This is a genomic window from Pseudoalteromonas sp. GB56, assembly GCF_054923835.1.
In genome coordinates this window covers 431,116-453,795 of record NZ_JBPCHK010000001.1, presented here as the reverse complement: position 1 = coordinate 453,795, position 22,680 = coordinate 431,116, and the positions used below count along the sequence as shown (strand labels likewise).

Annotated in this window: 20 protein-coding genes and 1 pseudogene; 12 read left to right on the top strand and 9 right to left on the bottom strand. The window is 44.7% G+C overall.

The window, feature by feature from the left end:
- Positions 1 to 343: 343 nt before the first annotated feature.
- Both ACH19P_RS02125 and ACH19P_RS02120 read left to right on the top strand, forming a co-directional pair.
- The gene (locus ACH19P_RS02125) at positions 344 to 1,030 is read left to right on the top strand and encodes a pirin family protein (RefSeq protein ID WP_462156878.1); all 687 of its coding nucleotides are present in this window, start codon (positions 344 to 346) and stop codon (positions 1,028 to 1,030) included.
- Positions 1,030 to 1,773, top strand: a complete 744-nt coding sequence (locus tag ACH19P_RS02120) for a sulfite exporter TauE/SafE family protein (protein WP_462156877.1) — start codon at positions 1,030 to 1,032, stop codon at positions 1,771 to 1,773. Before ACH19P_RS02125 ends, ACH19P_RS02120 begins: the two co-directional genes overlap by 1 nt.
- Here ACH19P_RS02120 and ACH19P_RS02115 read toward each other — a convergent pair.
- Together ACH19P_RS02115 and ACH19P_RS02110 are read right to left on the bottom strand one after the other, a co-directional pair.
- Positions 1,760 to 2,164 carry a DUF3703 domain-containing protein gene (locus ACH19P_RS02115; protein ID WP_462156876.1) on the bottom strand — a complete coding sequence of 135 codons (405 nt, stop codon included), beginning with the start codon at positions 2,162 to 2,164 and terminating at the stop codon, positions 1,760 to 1,762. The genes ACH19P_RS02120 and ACH19P_RS02115 overlap by 14 nt on opposite strands.
- Before the next feature lie 87 nt (positions 2,165 to 2,251).
- A pseudogene (locus tag ACH19P_RS02110) lies at positions 2,252 to 2,483 on the bottom strand (TIGR02647 family protein).
- A gap of 231 nt (positions 2,484 to 2,714) precedes the next feature.
- Here ACH19P_RS02110 and ACH19P_RS02105 point away from each other — a divergent pair.
- The 6 genes from ACH19P_RS02105 (at position 2,715) to ACH19P_RS02080 (ending at position 8,333) form a co-directional block, all read left to right on the top strand.
- The gene (locus tag ACH19P_RS02105) at positions 2,715 to 3,161 is read left to right on the top strand and encodes a hypothetical protein (RefSeq protein ID WP_462156874.1); all 447 of its coding nucleotides are present in this window, start codon (positions 2,715 to 2,717) and stop codon (positions 3,159 to 3,161) included.
- 80 nt (positions 3,162 to 3,241) lie between these two features.
- Complete coding sequence (locus ACH19P_RS02100; RefSeq protein WP_462156873.1) at positions 3,242 to 3,778, top strand: hypothetical protein; 537 nt, start codon at positions 3,242 to 3,244, stop codon at positions 3,776 to 3,778.
- Between the two features lie 172 nt (positions 3,779 to 3,950).
- On the top strand, positions 3,951 to 4,991 hold the full coding sequence (locus ACH19P_RS02095) for a serine hydrolase domain-containing protein (RefSeq protein ID WP_462156872.1): 1,041 nt from the start codon (positions 3,951 to 3,953) through the stop codon (positions 4,989 to 4,991).
- Positions 4,992 to 5,157: 166 nt separating this feature from the next.
- Positions 5,158 to 6,609 (top strand): amidohydrolase family protein, encoded by a 1,452-nt coding sequence (locus ACH19P_RS02090; RefSeq protein WP_462156871.1) that lies wholly within the window; start codon positions 5,158 to 5,160, stop codon positions 6,607 to 6,609.
- A 247-nt stretch (positions 6,610 to 6,856) separates the two neighbouring features.
- Positions 6,857 to 7,870: a WD40 repeat domain-containing protein gene (locus ACH19P_RS02085; protein WP_462156870.1), complete on the top strand. Its 1,014-nt coding sequence runs from the start codon at positions 6,857 to 6,859 to the stop codon at positions 7,868 to 7,870.
- Positions 7,871 to 8,003: 133 nt separating this feature from the next.
- On the top strand, positions 8,004 to 8,333 hold the full coding sequence (locus ACH19P_RS02080; protein WP_462156869.1) for a hypothetical protein: 330 nt from the start codon (positions 8,004 to 8,006) through the stop codon (positions 8,331 to 8,333).
- 208 nt (positions 8,334 to 8,541) lie between these two features.
- Here ACH19P_RS02080 and glmS read toward each other — a convergent pair whose 3' ends face one another.
- Positions 8,542 to 10,362 (bottom strand): glutamine--fructose-6-phosphate transaminase (isomerizing), encoded by a 1,821-nt coding sequence (gene glmS / locus ACH19P_RS02075; protein ID WP_462156868.1) that lies wholly within the window; start codon positions 10,360 to 10,362, stop codon positions 8,542 to 8,544.
- A 63-nt stretch (positions 10,363 to 10,425) separates the two neighbouring features.
- Positions 10,426 to 11,196, bottom strand: coding sequence for a DeoR/GlpR family DNA-binding transcription regulator (locus ACH19P_RS02070; protein WP_462156867.1), 771 nt, complete (start codon positions 11,194 to 11,196; stop codon positions 10,426 to 10,428).
- Positions 11,197 to 11,366: 170 nt separating this feature from the next.
- On the opposite strand from ACH19P_RS02070, the gene ACH19P_RS02065 reads away from it, so the two are divergent.
- The 3 genes from ACH19P_RS02065 to ACH19P_RS02055 all read left to right on the top strand — a co-directional run bounded on the left by ACH19P_RS02065 (position 11,367) and on the right by ACH19P_RS02055 (position 14,376).
- Complete coding sequence (locus ACH19P_RS02065; protein WP_462156866.1) at positions 11,367 to 12,194, top strand: pepsin/retropepsin-like aspartic protease family protein; 828 nt, start codon at positions 11,367 to 11,369, stop codon at positions 12,192 to 12,194.
- 204 nt (positions 12,195 to 12,398) lie between these two features.
- On the top strand, positions 12,399 to 13,877 hold the full coding sequence (locus ACH19P_RS02060; RefSeq protein WP_462156865.1) for a methyl-accepting chemotaxis protein: 1,479 nt from the start codon (positions 12,399 to 12,401) through the stop codon (positions 13,875 to 13,877).
- Between the two features lie 64 nt (positions 13,878 to 13,941).
- Positions 13,942 to 14,376: a DUF6436 domain-containing protein gene (locus tag ACH19P_RS02055; protein WP_462156864.1), complete on the top strand. Its 435-nt coding sequence runs from the start codon at positions 13,942 to 13,944 to the stop codon at positions 14,374 to 14,376.
- A 15-nt stretch (positions 14,377 to 14,391) separates the two neighbouring features.
- Here ACH19P_RS02055 and ACH19P_RS02050 read toward each other — a convergent pair whose 3' ends face one another.
- From ACH19P_RS02050 to ACH19P_RS02030, 5 genes are all read right to left on the bottom strand, one after another.
- Positions 14,392 to 14,694 carry a DUF6482 family protein gene (locus ACH19P_RS02050; RefSeq protein ID WP_462156863.1) on the bottom strand — a complete coding sequence of 101 codons (303 nt, stop codon included), beginning with the start codon at positions 14,692 to 14,694 and terminating at the stop codon, positions 14,392 to 14,394.
- Positions 14,695 to 14,778: 84 nt separating this feature from the next.
- Positions 14,779 to 16,011, bottom strand: a complete 1,233-nt coding sequence (locus ACH19P_RS02045) for a sensor histidine kinase (protein ID WP_462156862.1) — start codon at positions 16,009 to 16,011, stop codon at positions 14,779 to 14,781.
- A 2-nt stretch (positions 16,012 to 16,013) separates the two neighbouring features.
- The gene (locus ACH19P_RS02040; RefSeq protein ID WP_462156861.1) at positions 16,014 to 16,709 is read right to left on the bottom strand and encodes a response regulator transcription factor; all 696 of its coding nucleotides are present in this window, start codon (positions 16,707 to 16,709) and stop codon (positions 16,014 to 16,016) included.
- Complete coding sequence (locus ACH19P_RS02035) at positions 16,709 to 17,092, bottom strand: DUF3019 domain-containing protein (protein ID WP_462156860.1); 384 nt, start codon at positions 17,090 to 17,092, stop codon at positions 16,709 to 16,711. Before ACH19P_RS02035 ends, ACH19P_RS02040 begins: the two co-directional genes overlap by 1 nt.
- Positions 17,082 to 17,924 carry a MipA/OmpV family protein gene (locus ACH19P_RS02030; protein WP_462156859.1) on the bottom strand — a complete coding sequence of 281 codons (843 nt, stop codon included), beginning with the start codon at positions 17,922 to 17,924 and terminating at the stop codon, positions 17,082 to 17,084. Before ACH19P_RS02030 ends, ACH19P_RS02035 begins: the two co-directional genes overlap by 11 nt.
- 348 nt (positions 17,925 to 18,272) lie before the next feature.
- Here ACH19P_RS02030 and ACH19P_RS02025 point away from each other — a divergent pair, with 348 nt between their 5' ends.
- Positions 18,273 to 22,679, top strand: coding sequence for a S8 family serine peptidase (locus ACH19P_RS02025; RefSeq protein ID WP_462156858.1), 4,407 nt, complete (start codon positions 18,273 to 18,275; stop codon positions 22,677 to 22,679).
- The last annotated feature ends 1 nt before the right edge of the window (position 22,680 follow it).

Sequence of the window (22,680 nt, the reverse complement as noted above, 5' to 3'; positions counted from 1 at the left end):
TTATGTCCTTTTTTTACTCATTTTGTTCTACCTTGCAGGCTATTAAACTTGTTTCATCGATTAATAGGGTCTGTTGACCTTTGCTGTGTGTTTTTGCTGCAGTCATCGGGGTATTTTGGCAAGGCAGAGCCTGCGTCACATAGTCATTCTATGTAAGTCAGGTGATAACGCCGAAAAAATACCCCAATGGCGCTGCCCAAAGGGTTCAACCAAAGGCTTACACTGCGTTGTCATGGGCTATTAACATAGTTCACTATGCAACATAACCCATTCCTTGCATTGAAAGCCTTTGATTTGAACAAAATTCATACTTCAAAGGTCAACAGACCCTAGGAGCTAAATCATGAAATATATTCGCAGAGCAAACGAACGTGGCACCGTGGACTTGGGTTGGTTGCACAGCCAACATAGTTTTTCATTTGGCCATTATTACGACCCCAAACATATGGGTGTGTCGACATTACGTGTGATCAATGAAGACAAAGTACAGCCGGGTAAAGGCTTTGACACCCATGGCCACCGCGATATGGAAATTATCTCGGTCGTGTTAAGCGGCGCGCTGAAACACAAAGACAGCCGCGGCAATGAGTTTGTTGTTAAAGCTGGTGACGTGCAACGCATGAGCGCTGGCAGTGGCATTATGCACAGTGAATACAATGCTTCGACTGAAGAAGCTGCGCATTTTTTGCAAATATGGATTCAGCCGAAGTTCCGTGGTATTACCCCAAGCTATGAACAGCTTTCAATTGCTCAGCGAGGAGTAATAACGCCACTGGTTACGCCATCGGGTGAAGAAGGTACGCTGAGCATCAACCAAGATGCAACGCTCTCGCGCATTGTGCTGGAGCCTGGCCAAACGGTTGATCTTAAAGTGGCACCCGGGACTGGATATTTGCATATCATTTCTGGCTCAGCTGAAGCTGCAGATGCAACGTTTAGCAGTGGCGATGCTTTTGCTATTGACTCAAATGAGGTTGTAACATTGCACGCAAGTGAACCTCTTATCGCATTATGGTTTGAGCTAGCATAATGACGCTTACTACCATTGCAGTAATAGCCCTTGTGGTATTACTTACCGGCATATCCAAGTCGGGATTTGCCGGTGCCTTAGGGGTATTTGCAGTACCCCTGTTACTGCTGGTGATGCCTGCCATTGATGCTATCGCCTTGATGTTACCCATTCTGATTATTGCTGATGTGTTTAGCCTCAGAAGCTATTGGCGCCAATGGCGATCTGAACTGGTACGCTTGCTCATGCCGGGCATTTTTATTGGGGTCGTCGTCGCCCAGTGGTTTATAACGGTTCTCTCGCCCACCATGCTCACCGCGGCAATCGCCACCTTTAGTATCTTATTTGCTGTTCGCAGCTTGTTCTTAGGCAATGCTCAATACCCCTTATTGGCAAGCAATTGGGGCGCCAGAGCGATGGCCTTGCTTTCAGGCATTGCCAGCACCTTAGTGCATGCTGGCGGCCCGCCTCTCATCATGTATTTTAGTGCCAAGCATTTGAAACCATTGCACTATGTTGCAACCGCTGCGGCGTTATTCGCATTTATGAATGCCATTAAGTTGGTAGCATTTGTCTCTCAAGGCTTCTTTACTTTGGATATATTGCTGACCGCCTTGGCATTTACCCCCATCGCTATTGCAGGCAATTGGTTAGGAGTGCGTATTCAGCAGCGCTTTGACACAAAAAAGTTTGTTAAGGTGATGAATTGGCTATTACTTTTGCTCGCTTTTACTTTGTTCACCAAACTATTTATCGCTCTCTAACCATCTTGCGCTTAGCGCTCAAGATAGCGCGCTTGTGTGCACAAGAAAGTGTCATAGGTTTGAATGGGCTCACGTTAGCCCCCCCTGTATTGCCGTGCGGTAATAAACCGATTGCAGTTTTAGTGACAGCACCCACAATTCGTAAAATCTGCCCAGCAACCTCAGGATAAACCCTGTGCTGCCAGCCCCAACACAGCATCAGCCAATGTGTGTAGGTGTGCCAGTAAGTAGATTCCTGCCCAAGCACATGCGCATTTTCATAATGGCTGAATTGTACCGCCGACAACCCTAATTGCCTTGCTTGGCGAGCTTTTACAAGTTCTCGTAGCACTGGGATTTGAATGGCTTGTGTGAAATTCATCGTCGCCTCAAAGAAAGATGTGAATTTCATACAGCATAAACCTTGGAGTTAACTCCAAGGCAAGCCTTTGTAGAAAATTAATTGAGGCAATTAATAAAAATTGCCCCCGAGAAAGCGTTATCGAAGTGCTGAATGCAGTGTATCGAGATGGGTAACGAGGTCGAGACCTGAGATCAGTTAAGTAGCCGCCATCGGGGCTGTCGGTGATGCCTTTTTCAAACAAACGCATGGCCGCTTCACGCATCGCGTCGTCAGCGTCGCTATGCACTTTGATCCCTTGCATGTGGCTGGCTCGTGGAAATTTTGCCAGCAATTCCATTTCATCAACCATTGCTTGATTTATGCGCATATTGTTTTCCTTTTGTTGCTTTTATTTTGGTGTCTCTACTAATGCTAGTAGAAGAAAATGATTTTGCTTTGCGCAGTATCATTAATTCCCTATTTTAAATACTAAATTCGTTTCAACATCAAGTGTTATGGAAAAACCGAGCAGACACTTTGGTACAATTTTTAGGCTTGAGTTAGTGCCGTGTAGTCTTTATGGTTAAGTAACTTGTCACACAAAATAACAAGGAAGTGTATGAAAAAGATTCTATGGTGCGCATTGATGGTGGCAGCCGCCACTGCGCAAGCAAACAATACCGACATCTCTGACAAACGCCCAACTGGCGATATTCAGGCTCAAATTTTAGACCCGCAGGGAAACTGGCTGCGTTTACAGAGTATTCCTAATCGTGCTTACCCGCTAGAGTTATTAAATGTAGAGGGCAAAGGCTGCGCGATAACACGCTTTACGATTTCACAAAGCGGCATGGCCAAAGATTTCGATATCCAAGCTACCGATCCAAAACGCTATTCACGCGCTTTGAGACAAGCGACCAAGCAACTATTACGCGATTGGCAATGGCCTGAACAAGAGCAAGAAATCGAGCTCACTATGCGCCTTGACTACTGCCTTGAAGAGGTGGCCAGTCGCAGTGAAGTGGTAGAAATGTGCTTAAAACAGTCTCAAGCCGAATGCAGTTAATCGTCACCTAGAAGCCTTGTATGCATTGCTAATAATTGGCGATGCATATTCCACCCAAAACGATAAATAATAAAAATAATATGATCAAAAAAGCCCTACTCCTTGGCGCACTCTACGCCTTAAGTGCCTGTCAATCAGTGCCAGATGAACCTTATTATGCCCAACCTATTGTTGATGTGGGTTATATGGCAGCCTTCGATTATTGGCAGCCAATTCCAGAAAGAGTCAGAACTAAAAATGCCGCGAGGCGAATGATACTTCAAAAGTTGGCCGCAGGAGGTCATTTAAACATTGTTGAGTTTGACTATGAAATTGACTCAAATGGTGATGTGTTTAATGTGAGATTGCTGCGAACCGTGCCTGACAACCTCATAACGCAAGAGGAATTTACCACAATTAATCATGCCCATCGAAAGTATCTACCCACGCAAAGTAATCCAGAGCGCACCCCTGTTAGGGTGAAACAACGTCGAATCATGATGTCAAACGGCGACTTTCTTTTACCGCCCGATGATGTGTCAATTGACGAGAAACGACAAGAGCTAATTGATTCAGGCAGATACCCATATCCATTAGAGAACCTAGACGATACAACGCTTGATGCCAGCAGCAATTAACGCAAAAAAATAAAACGAGGCATCTACACGCTTTGCTTCATATATCCAATAAGATGGTAGCAGTCATCATCTCTAATGTGAGTGACTCAAACAGAATTAAATAATACCTTTTCAGCCACAGACTGAGTAGGCATTATAGGGGGTTACATCACCAACCAGACGATGCATCACTATGACTCCACGTACCAAGTTCGTTATTAGAATAAGCTTACTAATTAGCACGGTTATTTCGCTGTTCTTCGTACCATGGATTCTTGTCTTTACCTGGCTTGCACCGCTACCAGAGTCCCTTGATCAGGAGTTAGAAAGCGCCGTTGAGCGGGGTGCAGATGGCATTGTTGTGTATGTAGATTCACCACTTGCAACAACACATTTCTTCACTGCCGGCTACAGTGATAGGGATCTACAAACAAGGGCTAGTGAAAATCTTTTATTTAAGATTGCCAGCATCGAAAAACTATATGTTGCAACAGCAATTGCCCAACTAGCAGCGCAGGAGCGCCTTGACATAAATGCTCCTCTTACTCAATTCTTCCCCGATTTTAAGCATCGCATTGAATTCTCAGACTTAATCACCATTAGAATGTTGGTTCAGCATCGAAGCGGACTACCCAATTACACCGACACACCTGGCTACTGGGAAACACCGATGCATGAGCCGGCAAAAAAGCTTAGCCTTATTTTAGATAGGCCAGCTCGTTTTAAACCTGATTCGAGTTATGAATATTCAAATTCAAATTACTTTTTTCTCAAGAAAGTTATTGAGCAGGTTTCACAGCTAAGCTTTGATCAATACTTACGGCTTAACATTCTGAATCCTTTAGGGTTAACGCACACATTTACCAGCTTGAACGATGTCGAATTAAGCACAGTAATGAGCGGTTATTACGTTGGTTACGAACAAGACATCAAATCTAATAACTATGGTTCAATGCTCGCCTCCGTTAAAGACGTTGCCATCTTCGTGCGTGCGTTGAGTACGGGCCAACTATTAAATGCAAAAGCACAAAACATCTACATTACCCTTTATGAGTTTGAGCATGGCGGCCTGTTGCCGGGGTATCAAAGCTATGTGAAATATCACCAAGATATTGATGCTGTTATTGTGCAGTCGATTAACACCACGGATCTAGCAGGGTACGACTGGAATTTATCGCAAATTACGTATTCACGCGTCACAAAGATTGTAAAGAAGCAAATAAGCCAACAGTAATACGGTTGTCACCTTACTCATTCATCGAGATCCATGTTGGCATACTCTTTTATTCCTAGTTTTTCCTCTGGAAAAATCGCTTTAGCTCATCTTTTTGCACTTGGCCGCAACGCGGTATCTGCACCTACACTTCATTGGTAGTCTCGAAAAAAATGAGGAGACACACATGACTAAACTTTTCCCTGTGCTGAGCGCTTCGCTGATTTTGGCAGCCTGCTCGAATACGCCAGATTCTATTACCGCCGACACACTTATCACCGAGGTCGATATCATTGATGTGCAAAATGGCGAGGTACGCCCAGATCAATACGTCGCTATTCGTGAGCAAGAGATTATTTGGGTTGGCGACAACGCAGAGCATGTCCAAGCGCTCAACACGCTCGATGGCACTGATAAATTTGTTATGCCTGGCTTATGGGACATGCATGTGCACTTTGGTGGTGGCGAAAAACTCATCACAGAGAACCGCGACTTATTGCCATTGTATCTCGCATACGGCGTAACCACAGTGCGCGATGCCGCGGCAGATATCAGTGAGTCAGTGTTACAGTGGCGCGAACAAATCAACAACAACACACTTGTTGGCCCGACTCTGTACACGTCTGGTCCCAAGCTTGAAGGGAAAGGGTCGATTTGGGCTGGTGACCTCGAGGTTGAGACCGAAGAAGAAATGAATGCCGCACTCGATCAGCTGCAAGCAATGAATGTGGATTTTATTAAGATAACAGACAGCGCGCTGACGCCAGAGCTTTATCTTAAAGCCGTGAAAGAAGTGAAAAAGCGCGGCTTACCCATTAGTGGCCATATTCCTTTTGCGCTGTCTGTTACCGATGTTTCAGAAGCTGGGCTAGATGGTATTGAACACATGCCGTACCTACTCAAAGCCGGTGCCAGCAACGAAGCGGAAATTTCCGCTAAAGTGAAAAGCGGAGAGTTAGGTTATTGGAGTGCATTGCCAATAATCCGCGCCAACTTTGATGAGCAAGTCGCGCTCAGTAAATACCGCGTACTGGCCGAAAACGACACCGCCGTTGTGCCCACGCTTATCGGCAGCCAAATCATTGCCCATATCGATGAAGACAACCACCAAAGCGACCCTGAACTTGCACTGCTAGGCCCAGGTTTAAAGGCTACCTACAGCTGGCGAGTGGAACGTGCTGAGCAAAAAGCAGCAGCTGACCCAAATGAAGTGACCGAGCGCAAAGCGCGATTCGCTGCTACCCGCGATTTACTGCCGCTACTGGCTCAAGCCAATGTCACCATCATGGCGGGTACCGACACAGGTTACCTCAACTCTTACATTTACCCGGGTAAAGCACTGCATGACGAACTGGCCATATACGTGCAAGGTGGGTTGACACCACTGCAAGCTTTACAAAGCGCCGTTCTCACTGGGCCGAAATGGTTGGGCAAATCAGCGCAATATGGTGCGGTGGCACCAGGTAAAAAAGCAGACTTGTTACTGTTAAACAGCAATCCGCTGGACGATATCAACAACACCCGCGATATCGCCACAGTATTCAGCCGTGGCAAGGCTTATAACCAACAGCAAATTCAAACCTTGCTAGAACAAGCTAAAGCTAAGGTTGCGGCACAAGAAGCAGAGGAAAAGCACTAAACTTCTGACCTTATAGGCAAAAAAAAAGGCGCGTAATGCGCCTCTTTTTAGACATTTAAAAGCATGACACGATTACAAGGAGGCACTCATAGTAATCGCATTATATTGGATAGGATCTCACGCTCTTAACAGCCGGTGCTTACAACAATTTATTCTTTTTAACCTACAGCATTATTTAATAGTTTAGTAAGCCGATGAAATGTATCATAAAAGTCGATTGTGATTTTTCTAAATTTCCGAGCCGATTATGAAACCACTTTCAAAACGCCTTATCTTGACCCTTATCACGTTGTTACACAGTGCACTATTAATTGGCTGCGATGGCCGTACCGATGTCAAACAAATGACATCAAACTCATCTTATCGAATTGTCGATGCCAGCTTAATCTCAGCATCTTTGTCTGAGGATTCTCAACTTGCCGCCGTTCTAACCTCAAACCAAAAAATCAATATTTGGGATATAAACAAGAAGAAACAATTACAAAGCTGGGATTTTTCAGAGTTCGATTTCGAGATAAATCAACTGGTATTGTCCAAAGACAAACAAGTATTAGTGGTTGGCGGACTTTGGACCGTCACTGTATTGAGTATTCAAGATGGCTCTGTTAAGTATACATGGGACGTTTTGGGGTTTGAAGCGAGTGCAACCATCTCTGCGCTTTATGCCAGCGACAGAGGTAATCAAATTCTTGTTGGTATGACTGACGGGACAGTTCTATCTGGAGATTTTTCATCCGGCAAAGCGCTTAAGCTGGACCACCACTCCTTAATGATTACTAAACTGGCATATACAGATGATGGCGAATATGCAGTATCTGGCTCAACCGACAAAAACTTGGCTTATTGGCGAACGCAAGATGGGCAAATTAGCTATCAGCACAATTTTCGCTCTAGAATAACCGCGTTAATTTTAGATGAAGAATCTCATAAAATGTTTGTTTCTGATGCGTTGCAAACCAATTGGATATTAGATAAACGCAATGGCAACAAACTAGTTGAATTAGACTTTTTTGAACAATTTCGTTTTTTTCGTCATGGACTATTCGTTGAGCAAGGCCAATATCTTTTTACTACTTCCCCAAAAGATGTTGTGACTATGTGGAACACAACGTCAGGCGAAGAAATAGTTTCATGGAAAATCAAACGATACACAGCCAACGCTACCGTAATCAGCCTCGCAGTTAATAAGGAAGGCAATCTTGTAACGCTAAGCTCTGACGGCGTGGTGCAAACTTGGAATTATCAGAATTACCTGAATTAGTTAAACAGAAGAGTTAAACAAGACATCCACTCTAATAGGCTCTATCTAACAGACTATGCCCTTATTTAGCGCTGTAAAATAAACCATGATTTCCGTTTATGGGTCACGTTCAAATAAATTAAGGAGGCTAAATATGAATAGTTTAATACTTGCACTTATCAGCATTATTCTTGTAGTCGTTGTTGTAGCTTATTTGTATATTTTTCAAGATTTAATGAAACAATTAAGGGAAAAGTACAATGCTGATTATGAGCGCATCGAAAGGCCTACTCTGCTCTGGAACAGTACCCCAAGGAACAACATGCTGTTCTTTAAATATCTCTACAATAAAGAATATAAGAAACACAACGATGAAGAATTAACGGAAGCCTGTCAGGCTTCGCTGATATTGTTGGTTACTGCATCAATTTTTTTAACGTTGAATATAGTATTTTTCATAATTAATGTAGCAACAATCAACTAATTAAAAATAGATAAGACCCATTCTAAGCACTCAATGGTAAGTATAAATTTTGACGTAGTGTGCAAAAAAGGATTCCAAATCGCTTGCCTATTGTAATCCTTCTTTGTCAGCATGATCACACATAAAGAAGCCGACTCTAGGTCGGCTTCTTTGATCAATATCGGTATGAAACTTCATTCTTCCCCGACATCTTCTCTATTTTGTGGACTTACTCCACCGTAACCGATTTGGCTAGGTTACGAGGTTGGTCAACGTCCGTGCCTTTAATTACCGCTACATAGTATGAAAGCAGTTGCAATGGGATTGTATATACAACTGGCGCAATCACGTTCTCTACGTGATTAACGTTGATTACACGCATTGTTTCATCAGATGCAAAGTGTGAGTCTTTGTCAGCGAATACATAGATGATACCGCCTCGAGCACGCACTTCTTCAACATTCGATTTGAGCTTTTCTAACAGCTCGTTGTTAGGTGCAACAACGATGATAGGCATGTCTGCGTCAATCAGTGCCAGTGGGCCGTGCTTCAATTCGCCTGCAGCGTATGCTTCAGCGTGAATGTATGAGATTTCTTTAAGTTTCAACGCACCTTCCATTGCGATTGGGTATTGCGAACCGCGTCCAAGGAACAGTGAGTGGTGCTTATCGGCAAACTCTTCCGCTAAGTGCTCGATACCGCTAGCGAGCTGCAAAGCTTCTTCTAGTTTGTTTGGTAACGTCTTAATCGCATTAACAATCTCAGCTTGGTTAAGGCCTTTTTCTTGCGCAATTGAGGCGGTTAGCATCAATAAACCCACAAGTTGCGTGGTGAATGCTTTGGTCGATGCCACACCGATTTCCGCGCCAGCTTTGGTCATAAATGCCAAGTCAGATTCACGTACTAATGACGAACCCGGTACATTACAGATGGTCATTGACGCCATATAACCTTGCTCTTTCGCTAAACGCAGGGCAGCTAAGGTATCCGCAGTTTCACCTGATTGTGAAATGGTCACAAGCAAGCTGTTTTCATGCACGAAAGATTCGCGGTAACGGAATTCAGAGGCAATCTCAACATTACAGCTCACGCCTGCGTATTGCTCAAGCCAGTAGCGCGCTACCATGCCTGAGTGATACGACGTACCACAGGCGATGATTTGCACATGCTTCACATCTTTGAAGATTTGCGTGGCGCTCTCACCAAAGGCATCTACCGCAACGCGGTCATCTTGCAAACGGCCTTCAAGCGTGTTGCGCACCGCCATAGGTTGCTCATAAATTTCTTTAAGCATGTAATGGCGATATTCACCTTTACCCGAGGCATCTTGAGTAATGTTTGATTCAACCACTTCACGTTCAACAGCCTGACCATTTACATCGAAAATTTCGACGCTGTCGCGGGTAATACGTGCCACATCACCTTCTTCTAAGAAAATGAAGCTCCGTGTAACAGGTAAAAGAGCTAATTGGTCAGAAGCAATGAAGTTTTCACCTAAACCCAAGCCGATTACAAGCGGGCTGCCCGAGCGGGCGACCACGATTTCATTGTCGTTCGCTTTATCAAATACAACCGTACCGTAAGCACCCTCAAGCTGCTTCACCGCTGCTTGCACTGCATGTAAAAGCGAGTCATGTTGTTGGCGAAGCTGGTGGATTAGGTGCACCATCACTTCTGTATCGGTTTCTGACAGGAAAGTGTAGCCATCACCTTTGAGCGCTTCACGCAGGCTTGCGTGGTTTTCAATAATACCGTTGTGAACGAGTGCTAATTCGCTGTTTGATAGGTGAGGGTGCGCGTTTGCTTCGGTTACACCACCGTGTGTTGCCCAACGAGTGTGCGCAATGCCTGTTGTGCCCGATACATTTGCTTCATTTAATGCACTTTCAAGCGCCGCCACCTTACCCACAGATTTCACACTGTTTAATGTGCTGCCTTGCAACAGCGCAACACCTGCCGAGTCATAACCACGGTATTCAAGGCGCTTTAAGCCTTCAACTAAAATCTTGTTTACTGGGCGTTCTGCAACGGCCCCTACTATTCCACACATAAAATCTCCATTTGCACAGTATGTGTTCAATCTTAAGTTTTACTCGGTGTTGTCGGCCGAGTGTTATTCGTTAGCCTCAGCACAGATCACTGTAATGCCATGAGCTTCTATCTCTTGACGCAAATGCGCAGCCAAGTTGTTGTCGGTGATAAGCGTGCTCACGCGTTGCCAAGGTAATTCTAAATTAGGGATTCGGCGGCCAATTTTTTCTGATTCAACCAACACCACCACGTCTCGAGCGGCTTCAGCCATTACTTGGCTAAGGCCAATAAGCTCGTTGAAGGTCGTTGTTCCTCGGGCAACATCGATGCCATCAGCGCCGATAAACAAGGTATCGAAGTCATAAGAGCGCAGCACCTGCTCAGCCACTTGCCCTTGAAACGACTCTGAATGGGGATCCCATGTGCCACCGGTCATCAATAATGTTGGTTCATTTTCGAGCGCCAACAAGCGGCTGGCTACATTGATGGCGTTCGTCATAACCACTAGACCACGCTTTGTTGCAAGTTCAGGTATCATCGCCGCGGTGGTTCTACCGCTATCAATGATAATGCGGTGATGATCTTTAATCAGATTTGCTGCCGCTTTGGCGATGGCCACTTTACGCGCTGAATCTTGTGGCTCTTCAGAAGCGACGATTTCGCTCGGCAGTGAAATAGCCCCACCATAACGGCGTAACAAGAGACCACTTTGTTCAAGGGATGCCAAATCCTTTCGAATCGTAACTTCAGATGTTTGCAATTGCTCAGCTAGGGCCTCAACAGACACCTCGCCCTGTTCATTAACCTGAGACAAGATAGTATGGCGGCGTTGTTGGGTATTACGTTTAGTCATCTGAAAGACATAAGTTTCGATTCGAAAGATAAGCAGTATAGTCGAAACTTTATGCGGATCTCAACTACTTGTGTTCCTACTTTATGTAATAACTTGATTGTTTTTACATCAGTGAAGATTTTGGGTACTCTTTTGAATGTAATAAATTAGTATACAAGGACGTAAATACTATGCGCTTTCTATTATTCATCACCCTGATTTTATTTAATTTTCATGCACACGCTGCAATATCCAACTGGGTGCAGTTTAGCCAAGATCGAGGCCATATAAAAATCCCTGTCATTGTAGAAGGTATTGAAACTCAAGCAATCCTCGACACGGGGGCACAAGTGCATGGCATCAACAGCGCCTTTATTTTAAAGAACAAACTCGACTTAGTGGCGGCAGGTAAAACGCGAGTCAAAGGTGTATACGGAATTGAAGACAAGAAGACGTACAACAAGGTCAATGTAAGTTTATTTGGCTTCGAAACTCAAATAGATGGATTAGTTGCTGCACAGCTGGGCTTTCATACTAACGGATTACTACTAGGAGCCGGCTTTTTCGATAAGTTCATTGTGCAACTTGACTATCCCAACAGCCGTATGCGCTTAATTACCCGAGACAGCCTAGATCTTGGGAAAGTCGAAAACATAAAAATGCGTGCACAACGTGGTACAGGAAGACCTGTCGTACGGGTAAAATTAAGTGAAGAACGTAGCGCTTGGTTACTATTAGACACGGGAAGTAGCGGCGGCATAATGATTAAACGTTCGGTCGCGGACAACCTTGGCTGGTTAGACATTAAAGGGATTCAGTACCAACCTCAGTCGTGGGGTCAACTCCTTTGCCACCACACAATCTCTGCGAATAGAGGAATTTACTTTTGGGCCATTTACACTGGAAAATGTGTTGGTGAGCTTTCCCGCAGAGGGACAAATCGCGAACTTAGAAAGTCAATTTTCCACTACTGGCACTCGCATAAAATCAGTGAAGGCAGAAGGTCTACTTGGCTATGATATCCTCAAACATTTTGTGCTGACGATTGACTACAAGTTGGGTCATGCTCACATAGGCCTACCTGAAGAAAGTTAAGGTACACTAATTCTCTCTTTGCACAATCACGTATTAAGGCACCTAGTTTAACGTTTGTGAAGTTGCGATGTGACTGAACTCTTACTAAGTTCAAATACATAGCTATTTTGCTCAAGTGAGGTGCTTCAGTGGTAAAACCGTCCTCGTTAATTTCATCTCTATTAGTCGTTCTTTTAATTGAGTCTGTTGCTCTTGGTTTGTATTACGACAACCTTGCACAGGGCACACTGATTGGCTTGCTCATAGCGTCGCTCCCAATCTACCTACTCAAAACAGCGCCGCAAAGTAGACTCACACACCACATTGGCGCTGCGGCATTGATGATGTTTTCATTTCTGCATATCCATCAAAGTTTTGGGTTAATTGAAGTGCATTTTGAGATCTTTATTCTCATGGCGATGTTGATTGTATTCACTAACTGGAAAATTTTTATCACAGCCCTCGCACTGGTTGCAGCTCATCATTTGAGCTTTTATTTCATGCAAATCAATCAACTTGAAGTCTATGTTTTTGACCCTGATAGACTGGCATTTTCCACGGTACTTATTCATGCCGTATACGCCACTGCGGAAGCTGCCATCGCGGCTTATATTGCGTATATGCTGCAACTGGAGTACCGAGGAGGCAAGGCACTTGAAGACGCAGTGAATGAAATAGCCAAAGACCCCATGAAGTTGAATTTATCCGTACGAGTGAAGGCCAAGAAAAGTCGCGCACTGCAACAGTTCAATGTGCTATTAGATACGGTAAACAGTGCATTACTAACCCTACAAAATGAACACAGTACGCTTCATAACGGCGCTCAAGAACTTGCCCAACTGCAAACAAATCTGACTCAGCGGGTCGCTCATAAACGTGAGCAGAATGAACAAATAGCCCACGCTGGTGAACGCGTTGCCCATGGCTTTACACAAGTTCACGACCAAAGTGACCGCGTTGCCGCACAGCACAATCACATTACTGATGAATTAAGCGGTGCTATGTCGCAAGTACAACAAACGGACTCAGAGAGTCACGCCCTAGGCGATTTGTTGGAACATACCCAACAACAAGTAAAAGAGCTCGATACGAGTTGTGGGCTTATTTCCAATTTGCTCAATGATATTAATGCAATTGCTGAGCAAACCAACTTACTGGCACTCAACGCAGCGATTGAAGCAGCGCGAGCAGGAGAACAGGGCAGAGGGTTTGCGGTCGTTGCAGACGAAGTTCGGGCGCTTGCAAACACCTCTAAACAAGCAACCGACAAAATTGCGACGACGCTAAAAGAGCTAATAAGTAATAGCAATAATTCAGTGAGCTCAATGGGCGAATGTATAGACAAGGTCAGCACGGTGGAATCTCTGAGCTCAAGTGTGCTCAGTGCCATTACGTCGGTAGCAACAACAATGGAGCAAATCCGCACTGACTCTGATGCCGTCAATGATATTGTTGCATTGCAAGCTGAGAATACACAGCACATTGCTACCTACAGTAATCACATGAAGACTGATTTCGAACATGATGCACACAATATTGCGCAGCTTGATGTACAGATCAGCAACATGCTTATTGCGGTCGACAAAATGAAATCACACATCGCTCGCTTTTCAGTTCATGCAGATTAATAAAGCGGCACGGTTGTATATAACTGCCTTTTGGCTACTTGGCTGCGTAGGGGGGTTGTGGTTGGTGACGACACAGCGCGCCATCGAATTTGATCCAGAAAAAACAATTCAAGGCGCAGACTGGCCTCAAAAAATCCATGCAAATTTACCACTAAAACACGGCCGAGCTACTTTGTTACTAATATCTGACCAAAATTGCCGATGCAATGACGTCAGCCAAACGCATAGACGTAAGGTGCTAAATGATGCACGCAATGCGGGACTGGAGGTGATGGAGCTAGATTCCACCTCACGGATATCACGTTTTTTTCCTGCTGTGCCAGCAGCGCTGCTACTCAGTGACGACAGGCAAATTCTCTACGCAGGCCCCCTTTCAGTTGGGCTAGCATGTGCGATAAGCGACGGTATCGTTGACACCGTCATCGCCAATTTTGGTAAAGGCTATAACAGCAAGCTGTTAGTGAGCGACACATTTGGCTGCTATTGTCGCTTACAATGACGGGACATGTGCACGTTAACTCAAGCTACGAATTTCCATATCACAAGTATGATCGACTAACCCATCATGCGGGCCTATCTCTTCGTATGCAGAGTGCATTTTTAGTAGCGCTTGGGTTGCGCCTAAGCTTGCCAAAGCCTGTTCAGCCTCACGTAGGGAATTGAATGGCTTTAAGGGCTGACGCCTATCGCCCAAAATGTGGTAGTTTCCCTGCGGGTCTAACGCGCCAGCCAAGTAATGATTTGCATCTGCATAACTAAGAATAATGGCTCGGTATTGGTCGTCTGCTAGGGCTGCTTTGAGTTCGTTTGCTTGCATGGGTTGGCTCCTCAGTGGCTCACCCATAGATAAACGTAAGAAACAGCCAAATGGATTAAAAAACGAACACATTAGTCACACATGTTACTGATTGAATGGTATGAACATCTCAAAACATGCGCCGCCTAATTCCTCACTTTTACGCACTGAGATTGTGCCGCTATGCCACAGGATAATCTTTTTGGTGATAGCCAAACCCAAACCATAGCCCAGCTGCGTCGTATTTTGCCGAGTGTAGGGCAAGAACAACTCGTCTACTTGATTGGAGTCACATCCTAACCCATCATCCTCAACTCGCAATACAACGCCATTGTCGTTGGAGTAGAGCGTCAGTAATATGCTGGCGTCCCCGTATTTGAAAGCGTTATCAATCAGGTTTTTTATTGCGCGAGATAAAAACGGTAGATCCACATAAACCTCTGGGTCAGCATCAATGGTAAATACGTATGATTTCTCACTGTAAGTACTGAGTTGCTCGAGGTAAGTGTCTATCGTTGGTGACAAACGATGCTGAGCGAAACTTAATTCAGGTTGTTCATGCTCTGCTTTTGCAAAATTTAAGTACTGCTCAACTAAACTTTCTATTTCAACTACATCTTGTTTCAGCAGTTGCTTTGTTTCTTCTGCGTTGTCTGATGATAAACACGCCAAGGTAAACTTCAATCGCGCTAAATTGGTTCTCAATTCATGCGAAAGCGTACCTGAAAGCTCATTTTGCAACGCGAGCAAACGTGCAATCTTGTTGAGCATCCAAGTGATAGTATCTGTTACAGGCTTAAAAAAACGTGAGTCGGGCATACTCAATTGTGATAACTCTTTGCTTCGAGCAAACTGTTCAGTGGCTTCTTTAATACGCCATATATCTTTATACAAAGGCCACAATACGAGTAGAAACGCGAGCCCCAAGAACACATAAAATGTTGTGCTGTACCAATGACTGCTCACTGGCTCATTCGTTTTTAAGGGGCCTATTTCTAGCACCCACTGATTAGTGAGTTGGTGATAAAAGTATTGGTCACCACGCTCGCTCACTAACAACATTTCTCCACGCATAAGTTTATCTTTTTGTGAAGCCGGCAGCGCCAAAGAGGATGCTTCTATCAATATCAATTTGTCTGAAGGTAACTGCGTTTGAGCGTCACAGCCGTCGTTGGCACAATGATGTTTTGCGACATCCAACAGAATACCTACACTTTGTTCCAGCCCTGAATATTGGCTACGCTGGACGGTCTTTTGAAAGATAAAGTCTGCCGCAATAATCAAAGAAAATAATATAACTACGACGAGAAAATAATAGCGGATTAGGCGTGTGAACATAGTTAGCTTTTTACCGACAGTAAGTATCCCTGCCCCCACAAAGTTTCGACTTTGCAGCGCAACTCCTCGAACTGCTCTAATTTTTTACGCAACCGACTCACCCTACCGTCTATCGTACGATCTGAGCCATTGTATTCACGCCCTACGGTATTGAGAAACAAGAACTCTCGACTGACTTCTTTACCTTGCTGTGAGGCCAAAATCCACAATAGTTCAAACTCACATCGGGTAAGTGAAACGGGGTGCTGTGCAACTCTGACTTGGCGGTTGTGCTTATCGATAGTCAGGTTTTCAATTTCAATAACATCGCGACTTTCTTGATAAGGTAAACCTCGGCGTAAACACGCCTTAATGCGTGCTAATAGAAGCTCAGGTTCGACCGGTTTAGTAATGTAGTCATCGGCGCCTAATCTAAAGCCTTTTAACTGATGGTAACTGTCACTTAATGCAGACATGAACAAATAAGGCCCATCAAATTTATCACGTATAGCACGTGCAATTTCAAAACCATTTGTGCCTGGCAACATGACATCACACAATATCAAATCAATACTGCCACAACTCACAAGATTATCGAGGTTATCGCCATTGACGAAGTGTTTAACAATGAATCCGTGCTTCGTCAGAAAATCGCAAATAGAACGTGCAAGCCGCTGATCATCTTCAATTAATAAAATTCGGTACTCAATAGTTCCCACTAAAAGACACTCCAAATATGGCGACGCACTTGTCGAACTTCACTACGCAACTGGCGCACTAAGATTGCTTCACTTTTGTTTTGCTCCAAAGCGCGCAGTTCATACCACTGCGACATTCCAAGTTCTATCTCGCGAACAATTGTAACTTCTGAGGCCGTCTCACAATGTATGGCTACCTCTTTATTTTTTGCAAACAAACATGCTTCTAATGGCTCCCGCAAGCGCCAATAAAAAATAAAGCGACGATGGCATTGCTCGTCTTGCTCAACGATGCACAAGCTAGGTTTGATAGAAAACTCTTCTATTACGTCAGCAGCTAATACTTCTTTGCAAAGCGACAAACTGAGCAAAAAAGTAATGTGGATGAATACCTTACAAAACATACTTTAGCCCCACAAAGAAGCTGTAAGGTGCTGTTGTCCTCAATAACGGACTGTTATTCACACCACTTCCCAACCACTGTTGATGGAACGAGGTTATTGCAGCAAGATTCTCGGTCACTGGGTAGGCAATGTTGACGCCCAGCAAAAAGTCAGTGTTAGCACGCGCTGTAAAATCAAGGTCACTTTCAACCACATCTGAATATTTGACTCCATAGTAGTAGTCAGAAAGACGCTCGCTTTTATGGGTCAATCGCGCTTCAAATGAAAACTTCAAAGACTGAAGTTCCAGATATTTGAGCACTCGAATTTTTGCCTCGTTACCATGATGCACGTTGCTCACATCTGATTGCCATGAAACATAGATATTAGCCCACCGTGAATTGTAATAACGAGCTTCTATACCAGCTAAATACGACATTGAGCGGTGGGATGGTCGAGTCGGCACAGTCGGTGTATCGAATAGATCTAACACCATGCCTGGAAAAGACCCCGTCAAAGCACCGTATTCTCGACGATGCTTACCTGGGAAATAGATCCCATCAATATTCTGTGAACCAACGAGTTCAACAACCCAACCTTTTTTCTCTAACAAAGCATATGAGACATTGAGGTTGTCTATAGATAACCTCTCACCGTAATAGCGAATATCAGGGAGTACATAAAGCGGAATGCCTTCGCGATTCTTAAGGGGACTTGCTAACTTTCCATATCCAAAAGCTGCACCAATGACCCAGCTATTGCTATCTACATATACATAATCTTCTTCTGAGGCATGGGTATTCCATGGGCTCAGCGCCAAAAACATTAGCAGTACAAATAAGCAGCGTTTCATAACATATAGGGTTGTAAATGGTGGCTGTGAACTATACTTAAGCGTGCATATTGGAATCAATACATTCAAAGCCATCTCTATCCCTCATCGAGCAATACATCAAAAATTAACTATTTGAATTTAATGGAATAAAAATATTAAAAATACACTTCGTACAAATTTGCACATTTACAGGCAAACAAAAAATTAACATTTAATATCAAGTGGTTACCATGAAAACAATGCAAAAAAAATGTAGCAAATAAGTCTTTATTTGGACATTTTGCTACAAGTTAAGCAGATCCCCTGTGCTTTTATAAAAATGCTTTCACAAGCAATTCTAATAACAATTAATCAGGAGGATGTGTTTTGAAACTCAAAGCAGTCTCAGCAGCCACGTTAGCTGCGCTATATTCAGCAGGAATAGCTGCATCAGTGTCCCAAGGGTGGCAGCCATTAAACATACCGGCTCACAAACTAGACGCGAGAAAAGATGCTATTGCCAACAAACAACAGCAGTTCGATTTACTCAACCCGAAGATGCGTCAAAGTGCCACCAACAGAGTCATTAAAAAGCGTAAACCGGAAGAAAAGTTTAGCTTTGAGCAAGATGTAGCAGGTCGCAATGTCTATATCATTCAGCTAAAAGATGCTCCGATTGCCACTTATCAAGGTGGAATTAATGGCATAGATGCTACATTCTTACAGCCAACGCGCGCTCGACAAGGCGTCCAAACAGCTAGCCAGCCTCATAGCAATAAGCTGTTCTCTAATTCTATCGCGAACTCAAGTAATATTGCCCAATATCAAAGTTACTTGCGCCAAGAACAAAACGCGTTGGTAAGCGAAGCGCATTCCTTAGGCGTACAGCTTGATATCAGAAAGTCTTTCACCGCCACCCTTAATGCTGTCAGTGCTGAACTGACACAGCAAGAAGCGGCACAGTTGGCAAAGTCTGACCGTGTAATAAGCATTCAACGCTCTATTTTACACTCGATAGACACCGATGTTGGTCCTCAGGTAATCAAGGCTGATCAAGTTTGGAGCGGGCAAGGCTCTCATGATGGTGTTCAATACAAAGGTGAAGGCCAAATTATCGGTATTATCGATACGGGTATAAATACCGATCACGTGTCTTTCGCAGATATCAGTGATGACGGATATGACCACACAAACCCGTTAGGTAGTGGTAATTATTTAGGCCAATGCCAGAAAGAAGAATTTGCATCACGTTGTAATGACAAGCTTATCGGCGTGTATACATGGGATATCATTGCTGACATGTACAGTGCTGATTATTTCCAGCCAGGTTTCCCTAATCACAACCCATGGAACACAGAAGAAATTAGACCTCGTTTTGGCGAGGATTATAACGGCCATGGTTCACACGTCGCGGGGACTGCTGCGGGTAACGTGGTATATGAGGCGCCTCTTCAGCTTCCTAGCTTCGATGCTGATCCGAACACCCTAGGCAACACGGGTGATGGCCGAGATACTGGCTATGTCATGCAGGTTTCAGGTGTTGCGCCACGAGCAAACGTAGTTATGTATCAAGCCTGCTATGGCGGTGATGGCGTTACCAACCCTTACTATGGCTGTCCTACGGAAGCCACATTGGCGTCAATCGAACAGGCTGTATTAGACGGCGTAGATGTTATTAACTACTCAATCAGTGGTGATGGTTTCCCTTGGGAACAAGCCATCGAACAGGCATTTTTCTCCGCTTATGCTGCGGGTATCTCAGTCGCCGCAGCGGCTGGTAATGGCGGCTTTAATTCACCGACTAACCACAATTCACCTTGGTTACTCAATGTAGCTGCAACACACCATGGCCGTGCCTTTGGTGTCGAACCAAAAACTTTATCTGACTTTAGCGGCGGAGACACGAGCGCACCGGATGACATCAATGGCGCAAGCATCTCTGAAGGCTTCACTGGCTTGTTGGTTTCAGCTGAGGAGTATGGTGATCGCAGTTGTGATACTGAATTCGCACCAAATACATTCTCTAGCGATGACATTGTGCTGTGTGAGCGTTCTGATCAACCGCGCATGGCCAAAGCTGAACATGTAAAAGCAGCTGGGGCGGGCGGCTTTATCTTGTATAACCGTGATGCCTATGGCGACAGTGCTTCACTGGTTACCGACATGTATCCACTACCCAGTATTCATATCTCTAAAAATGACGCGGATGAACTACTCTCTTGGATGGCCTCAGGTGAAGACCATATGGCCACTATCTCTTCTGCGCAAGCATTTGCAGCAGTCGATGAAAACCAACAAAATCTGATAGCTTCATTTACTTCGGCGAAAGAAAATGCCAAGTTTGACGGCACTCTTACGCCAAGTATTGCAGCGCCAGGTGTACAAGTATTTGCACCATGGTCAGACGATCAACCATTTACAGCCTATCCATCAGCAGCTGATTGGAATGTAATCGATGGTACATCAATGGCCTCTCCACATGTTGCTGGCGCATTAGCCCTCATTCGCCAAGCGCACCCAGAATGGAGTGTTGTTCAAGTTCAATCTGCGGCACAAATGACCGCTAACAAAAACATGAATGATGGCTCTGGCAGTGATCCATTTTTGCGTGGTGGCTCTGGTCTAATCGATGTTGCAGCAGCGGTTAATGCAGGACTCGTGATGGACGAAACGGCCATCAATATGGCATTGGCAAACCCTCGCAATGGTGGCGACCCTACAACACTGAATTTACCGACTCTAGTAGATACTTCATGTGCACAAACATGTAGTTGGATGCGCACAGTAACGGCAACTAAAGATGGCTCATGGACTGTGACTGGAGCTCCGAACCATGACGCTGTTTCGGTAGAAATTTCGGCCACACCTTCGGCGTTCAGTCTCAAAGCGGGTGAATCACAAACCATTATTGTCACCGCAAAAATCCTCGATGCCGTTACACAAAACAGCAGCCCAGAGAATAGCTACCTATTCGGCAATGTTACGTTAACATCGCAATCTGCGGATATGCCGGACGCGCATTGGCCAATGAAAGTTCGATTCTCACGCAGCGATTTACCGCAAATCCTGAACATCGAAGCGCACCGTGATGCTGGACAATATACGATAAAAGATATGCCGGTTTCTCGCTTAGCGCAGTTCAACGGACGTGCGTTTGCTGCGGTAAAAACACCTGTTGAAACGCTGACATTAGCGCAAGATGATGACACGATTTCTCCTTACTACGACAGTGATCTCAATGGCGCTAACGTACAATGGATTGATGTACCTATGGGCACAAAGCGCCTATTCGCTGACGTCGTGCGACATGTTTCATCGACTTCGAGTGAACCTGTAGACTTCGGTGATCTGGATGTATTTATCGGTCAAGACATCAATAATGATGGTGCTGTCAGCTTCCAAGATGAAACCATTTGTTGGTCTTATTCTGCAACGGAAAACGACTATTGCAGCATCACCAATCCTGTACCAGGTAAGTACTGGGTGATTTTCCATAACTACAAGAATGCGTATTTCGATGACAATGTCTCTGACACCTTCGAAGTAGCTACGGGCATTATTACCGACAATGCAGCAACGAATATTAGTGTATCTTCCGACACGATTGTTGATGCGAACACCCACAGCGTAGATGTTCATGTTGATTGGAATTTCACAGATTGGCAGCAAGGAGAGCGCATCTACAGCATGATTGACCTTGGTTCATCTCCTGATGACGCGGGCAATATGGGATCAATTCCACTTAATATCACGCGTGGACAAGATGATGTCACGGTTACAGCAAGTCAATCGCAAGCCAAACCAGGCGACATTATTGATGTCAATATCGAAGTACTCGCCAACACCACTGGGTTAGATCGCGACTTCACACTTTCAGCTATTTTGCCTGAGGGTGTTCACTACGTAGGTGACAGTGCATCGGTCGATAATGTGCGCTTCACTGAGAGTGCGATTGAGGTCGCTGATAACCAAATCAAGGTTACAGGTGTACAACAGAACTCGGAAAACTGGGCTCGAAAGTACAACATTTCGACTAATGTCACTGACCAAACTTGCCGCATGCCACTGAGCGCTGATGGTGGTTACATTAACCTTGCCGAACAAGGTTTCCAGCCAAGCTTAGGTGGGAACTACCAAGATCAATATCGCTTTAAGTTTTCTGAATTCTTCCAAGGTGAAGACCATGTTTTCGCACCTTATGAAAATGAAGAACAGCAACCTTATCGCAGCATAAACATCAGTCCTCAAGGCTGGGTACAATTTGATTATGGTCCTCAATTCTGGCCTGATCACTTTATGTTCGATGCGAATCTACTTAGCTTCGCAGGTATTCCAGACACCATGATTGCGCCTATGTTACGCGGCAGTGCATTTGATGGCGCGTTGAGCACGCCTCTTGAGTTGGTGCCAGAATGGATCGTTGACCAAGAGTCCAGCGGTATCACCGTGGTATACAACCAATCACCAAAAGCGTTGCTGATTGAGTGGGATGATGCACGCACAGCGACACCGATGTACGACTGGGAAACAGGTGAGACGAACTGGGTTAGCTGGCAAGACTCTTATGATTTCCAAACCTATATCACTCTTGAATACCTCTATGGTGATAACCAACCTGAAGTTGTCATGGCTTACGATAACATCGAGCTTGCAGAACAAAGCAAACTCCCTATTACACCATGGCTAATGGGAATAAACGACGCAAGTATCGGCATGTATGGCTTCCACGGACCGAGGGGTACATACGGGCCAACTTATGGCGGTTTAGATCCAACACAGATTCCACTATGGTGAC

Bases quoted from the DNA above. Each gene is read 5' to 3' on its own strand.
- ACH19P_RS02125 (WP_462156878.1), top strand. From the start codon at position 344: ATGAAATATATTCGCAGAGCAAACGAACGTGGCACCGTGGACTTGGGT.
- ACH19P_RS02120 (WP_462156877.1), top strand. From the start codon at position 1,030: ATGACGCTTACTACCATTGCAGTAATAGCCCTTGTGGTATTACTTACC.
- ACH19P_RS02115 (WP_462156876.1), bottom strand. From the start codon at position 2,164: ATGAAATTCACATCTTTCTTTGAGGCGACGATGAATTTCACACAAGCC.
- ACH19P_RS02105 (WP_462156874.1), top strand. From the start codon at position 2,715: ATGAAAAAGATTCTATGGTGCGCATTGATGGTGGCAGCCGCCACTGCG.
- ACH19P_RS02100 (WP_462156873.1), top strand. From the start codon at position 3,242: ATGATCAAAAAAGCCCTACTCCTTGGCGCACTCTACGCCTTAAGTGCC.
- ACH19P_RS02095 (WP_462156872.1), top strand. From the start codon at position 3,951: ATGACTCCACGTACCAAGTTCGTTATTAGAATAAGCTTACTAATTAGC.
- ACH19P_RS02090 (WP_462156871.1), top strand. From the start codon at position 5,158: ATGACTAAACTTTTCCCTGTGCTGAGCGCTTCGCTGATTTTGGCAGCC.
- ACH19P_RS02085 (WP_462156870.1), top strand. From the start codon at position 6,857: ATGAAACCACTTTCAAAACGCCTTATCTTGACCCTTATCACGTTGTTA.
- ACH19P_RS02080 (WP_462156869.1), top strand. From the start codon at position 8,004: ATGAATAGTTTAATACTTGCACTTATCAGCATTATTCTTGTAGTCGTT.
- glmS (WP_462156868.1), bottom strand. From the start codon at position 10,362: ATGTGTGGAATAGTAGGGGCCGTTGCAGAACGCCCAGTAAACAAGATT.
- ACH19P_RS02070 (WP_462156867.1), bottom strand. From the start codon at position 11,196: ATGACTAAACGTAATACCCAACAACGCCGCCATACTATCTTGTCTCAG.
- ACH19P_RS02065 (WP_462156866.1), top strand. From the start codon at position 11,367: ATGCGCTTTCTATTATTCATCACCCTGATTTTATTTAATTTTCATGCA.
- ACH19P_RS02050 (WP_462156863.1), bottom strand. From the start codon at position 14,694: ATGCAAGCAAACGAACTCAAAGCAGCCCTAGCAGACGACCAATACCGA.
- ACH19P_RS02045 (WP_462156862.1), bottom strand. From the start codon at position 16,011: ATGTTCACACGCCTAATCCGCTATTATTTTCTCGTCGTAGTTATATTA.
- ACH19P_RS02035 (WP_462156860.1), bottom strand. From the start codon at position 17,092: ATGTTTTGTAAGGTATTCATCCACATTACTTTTTTGCTCAGTTTGTCG.
- ACH19P_RS02030 (WP_462156859.1), bottom strand. From the start codon at position 17,924: ATGAAACGCTGCTTATTTGTACTGCTAATGTTTTTGGCGCTGAGCCCA.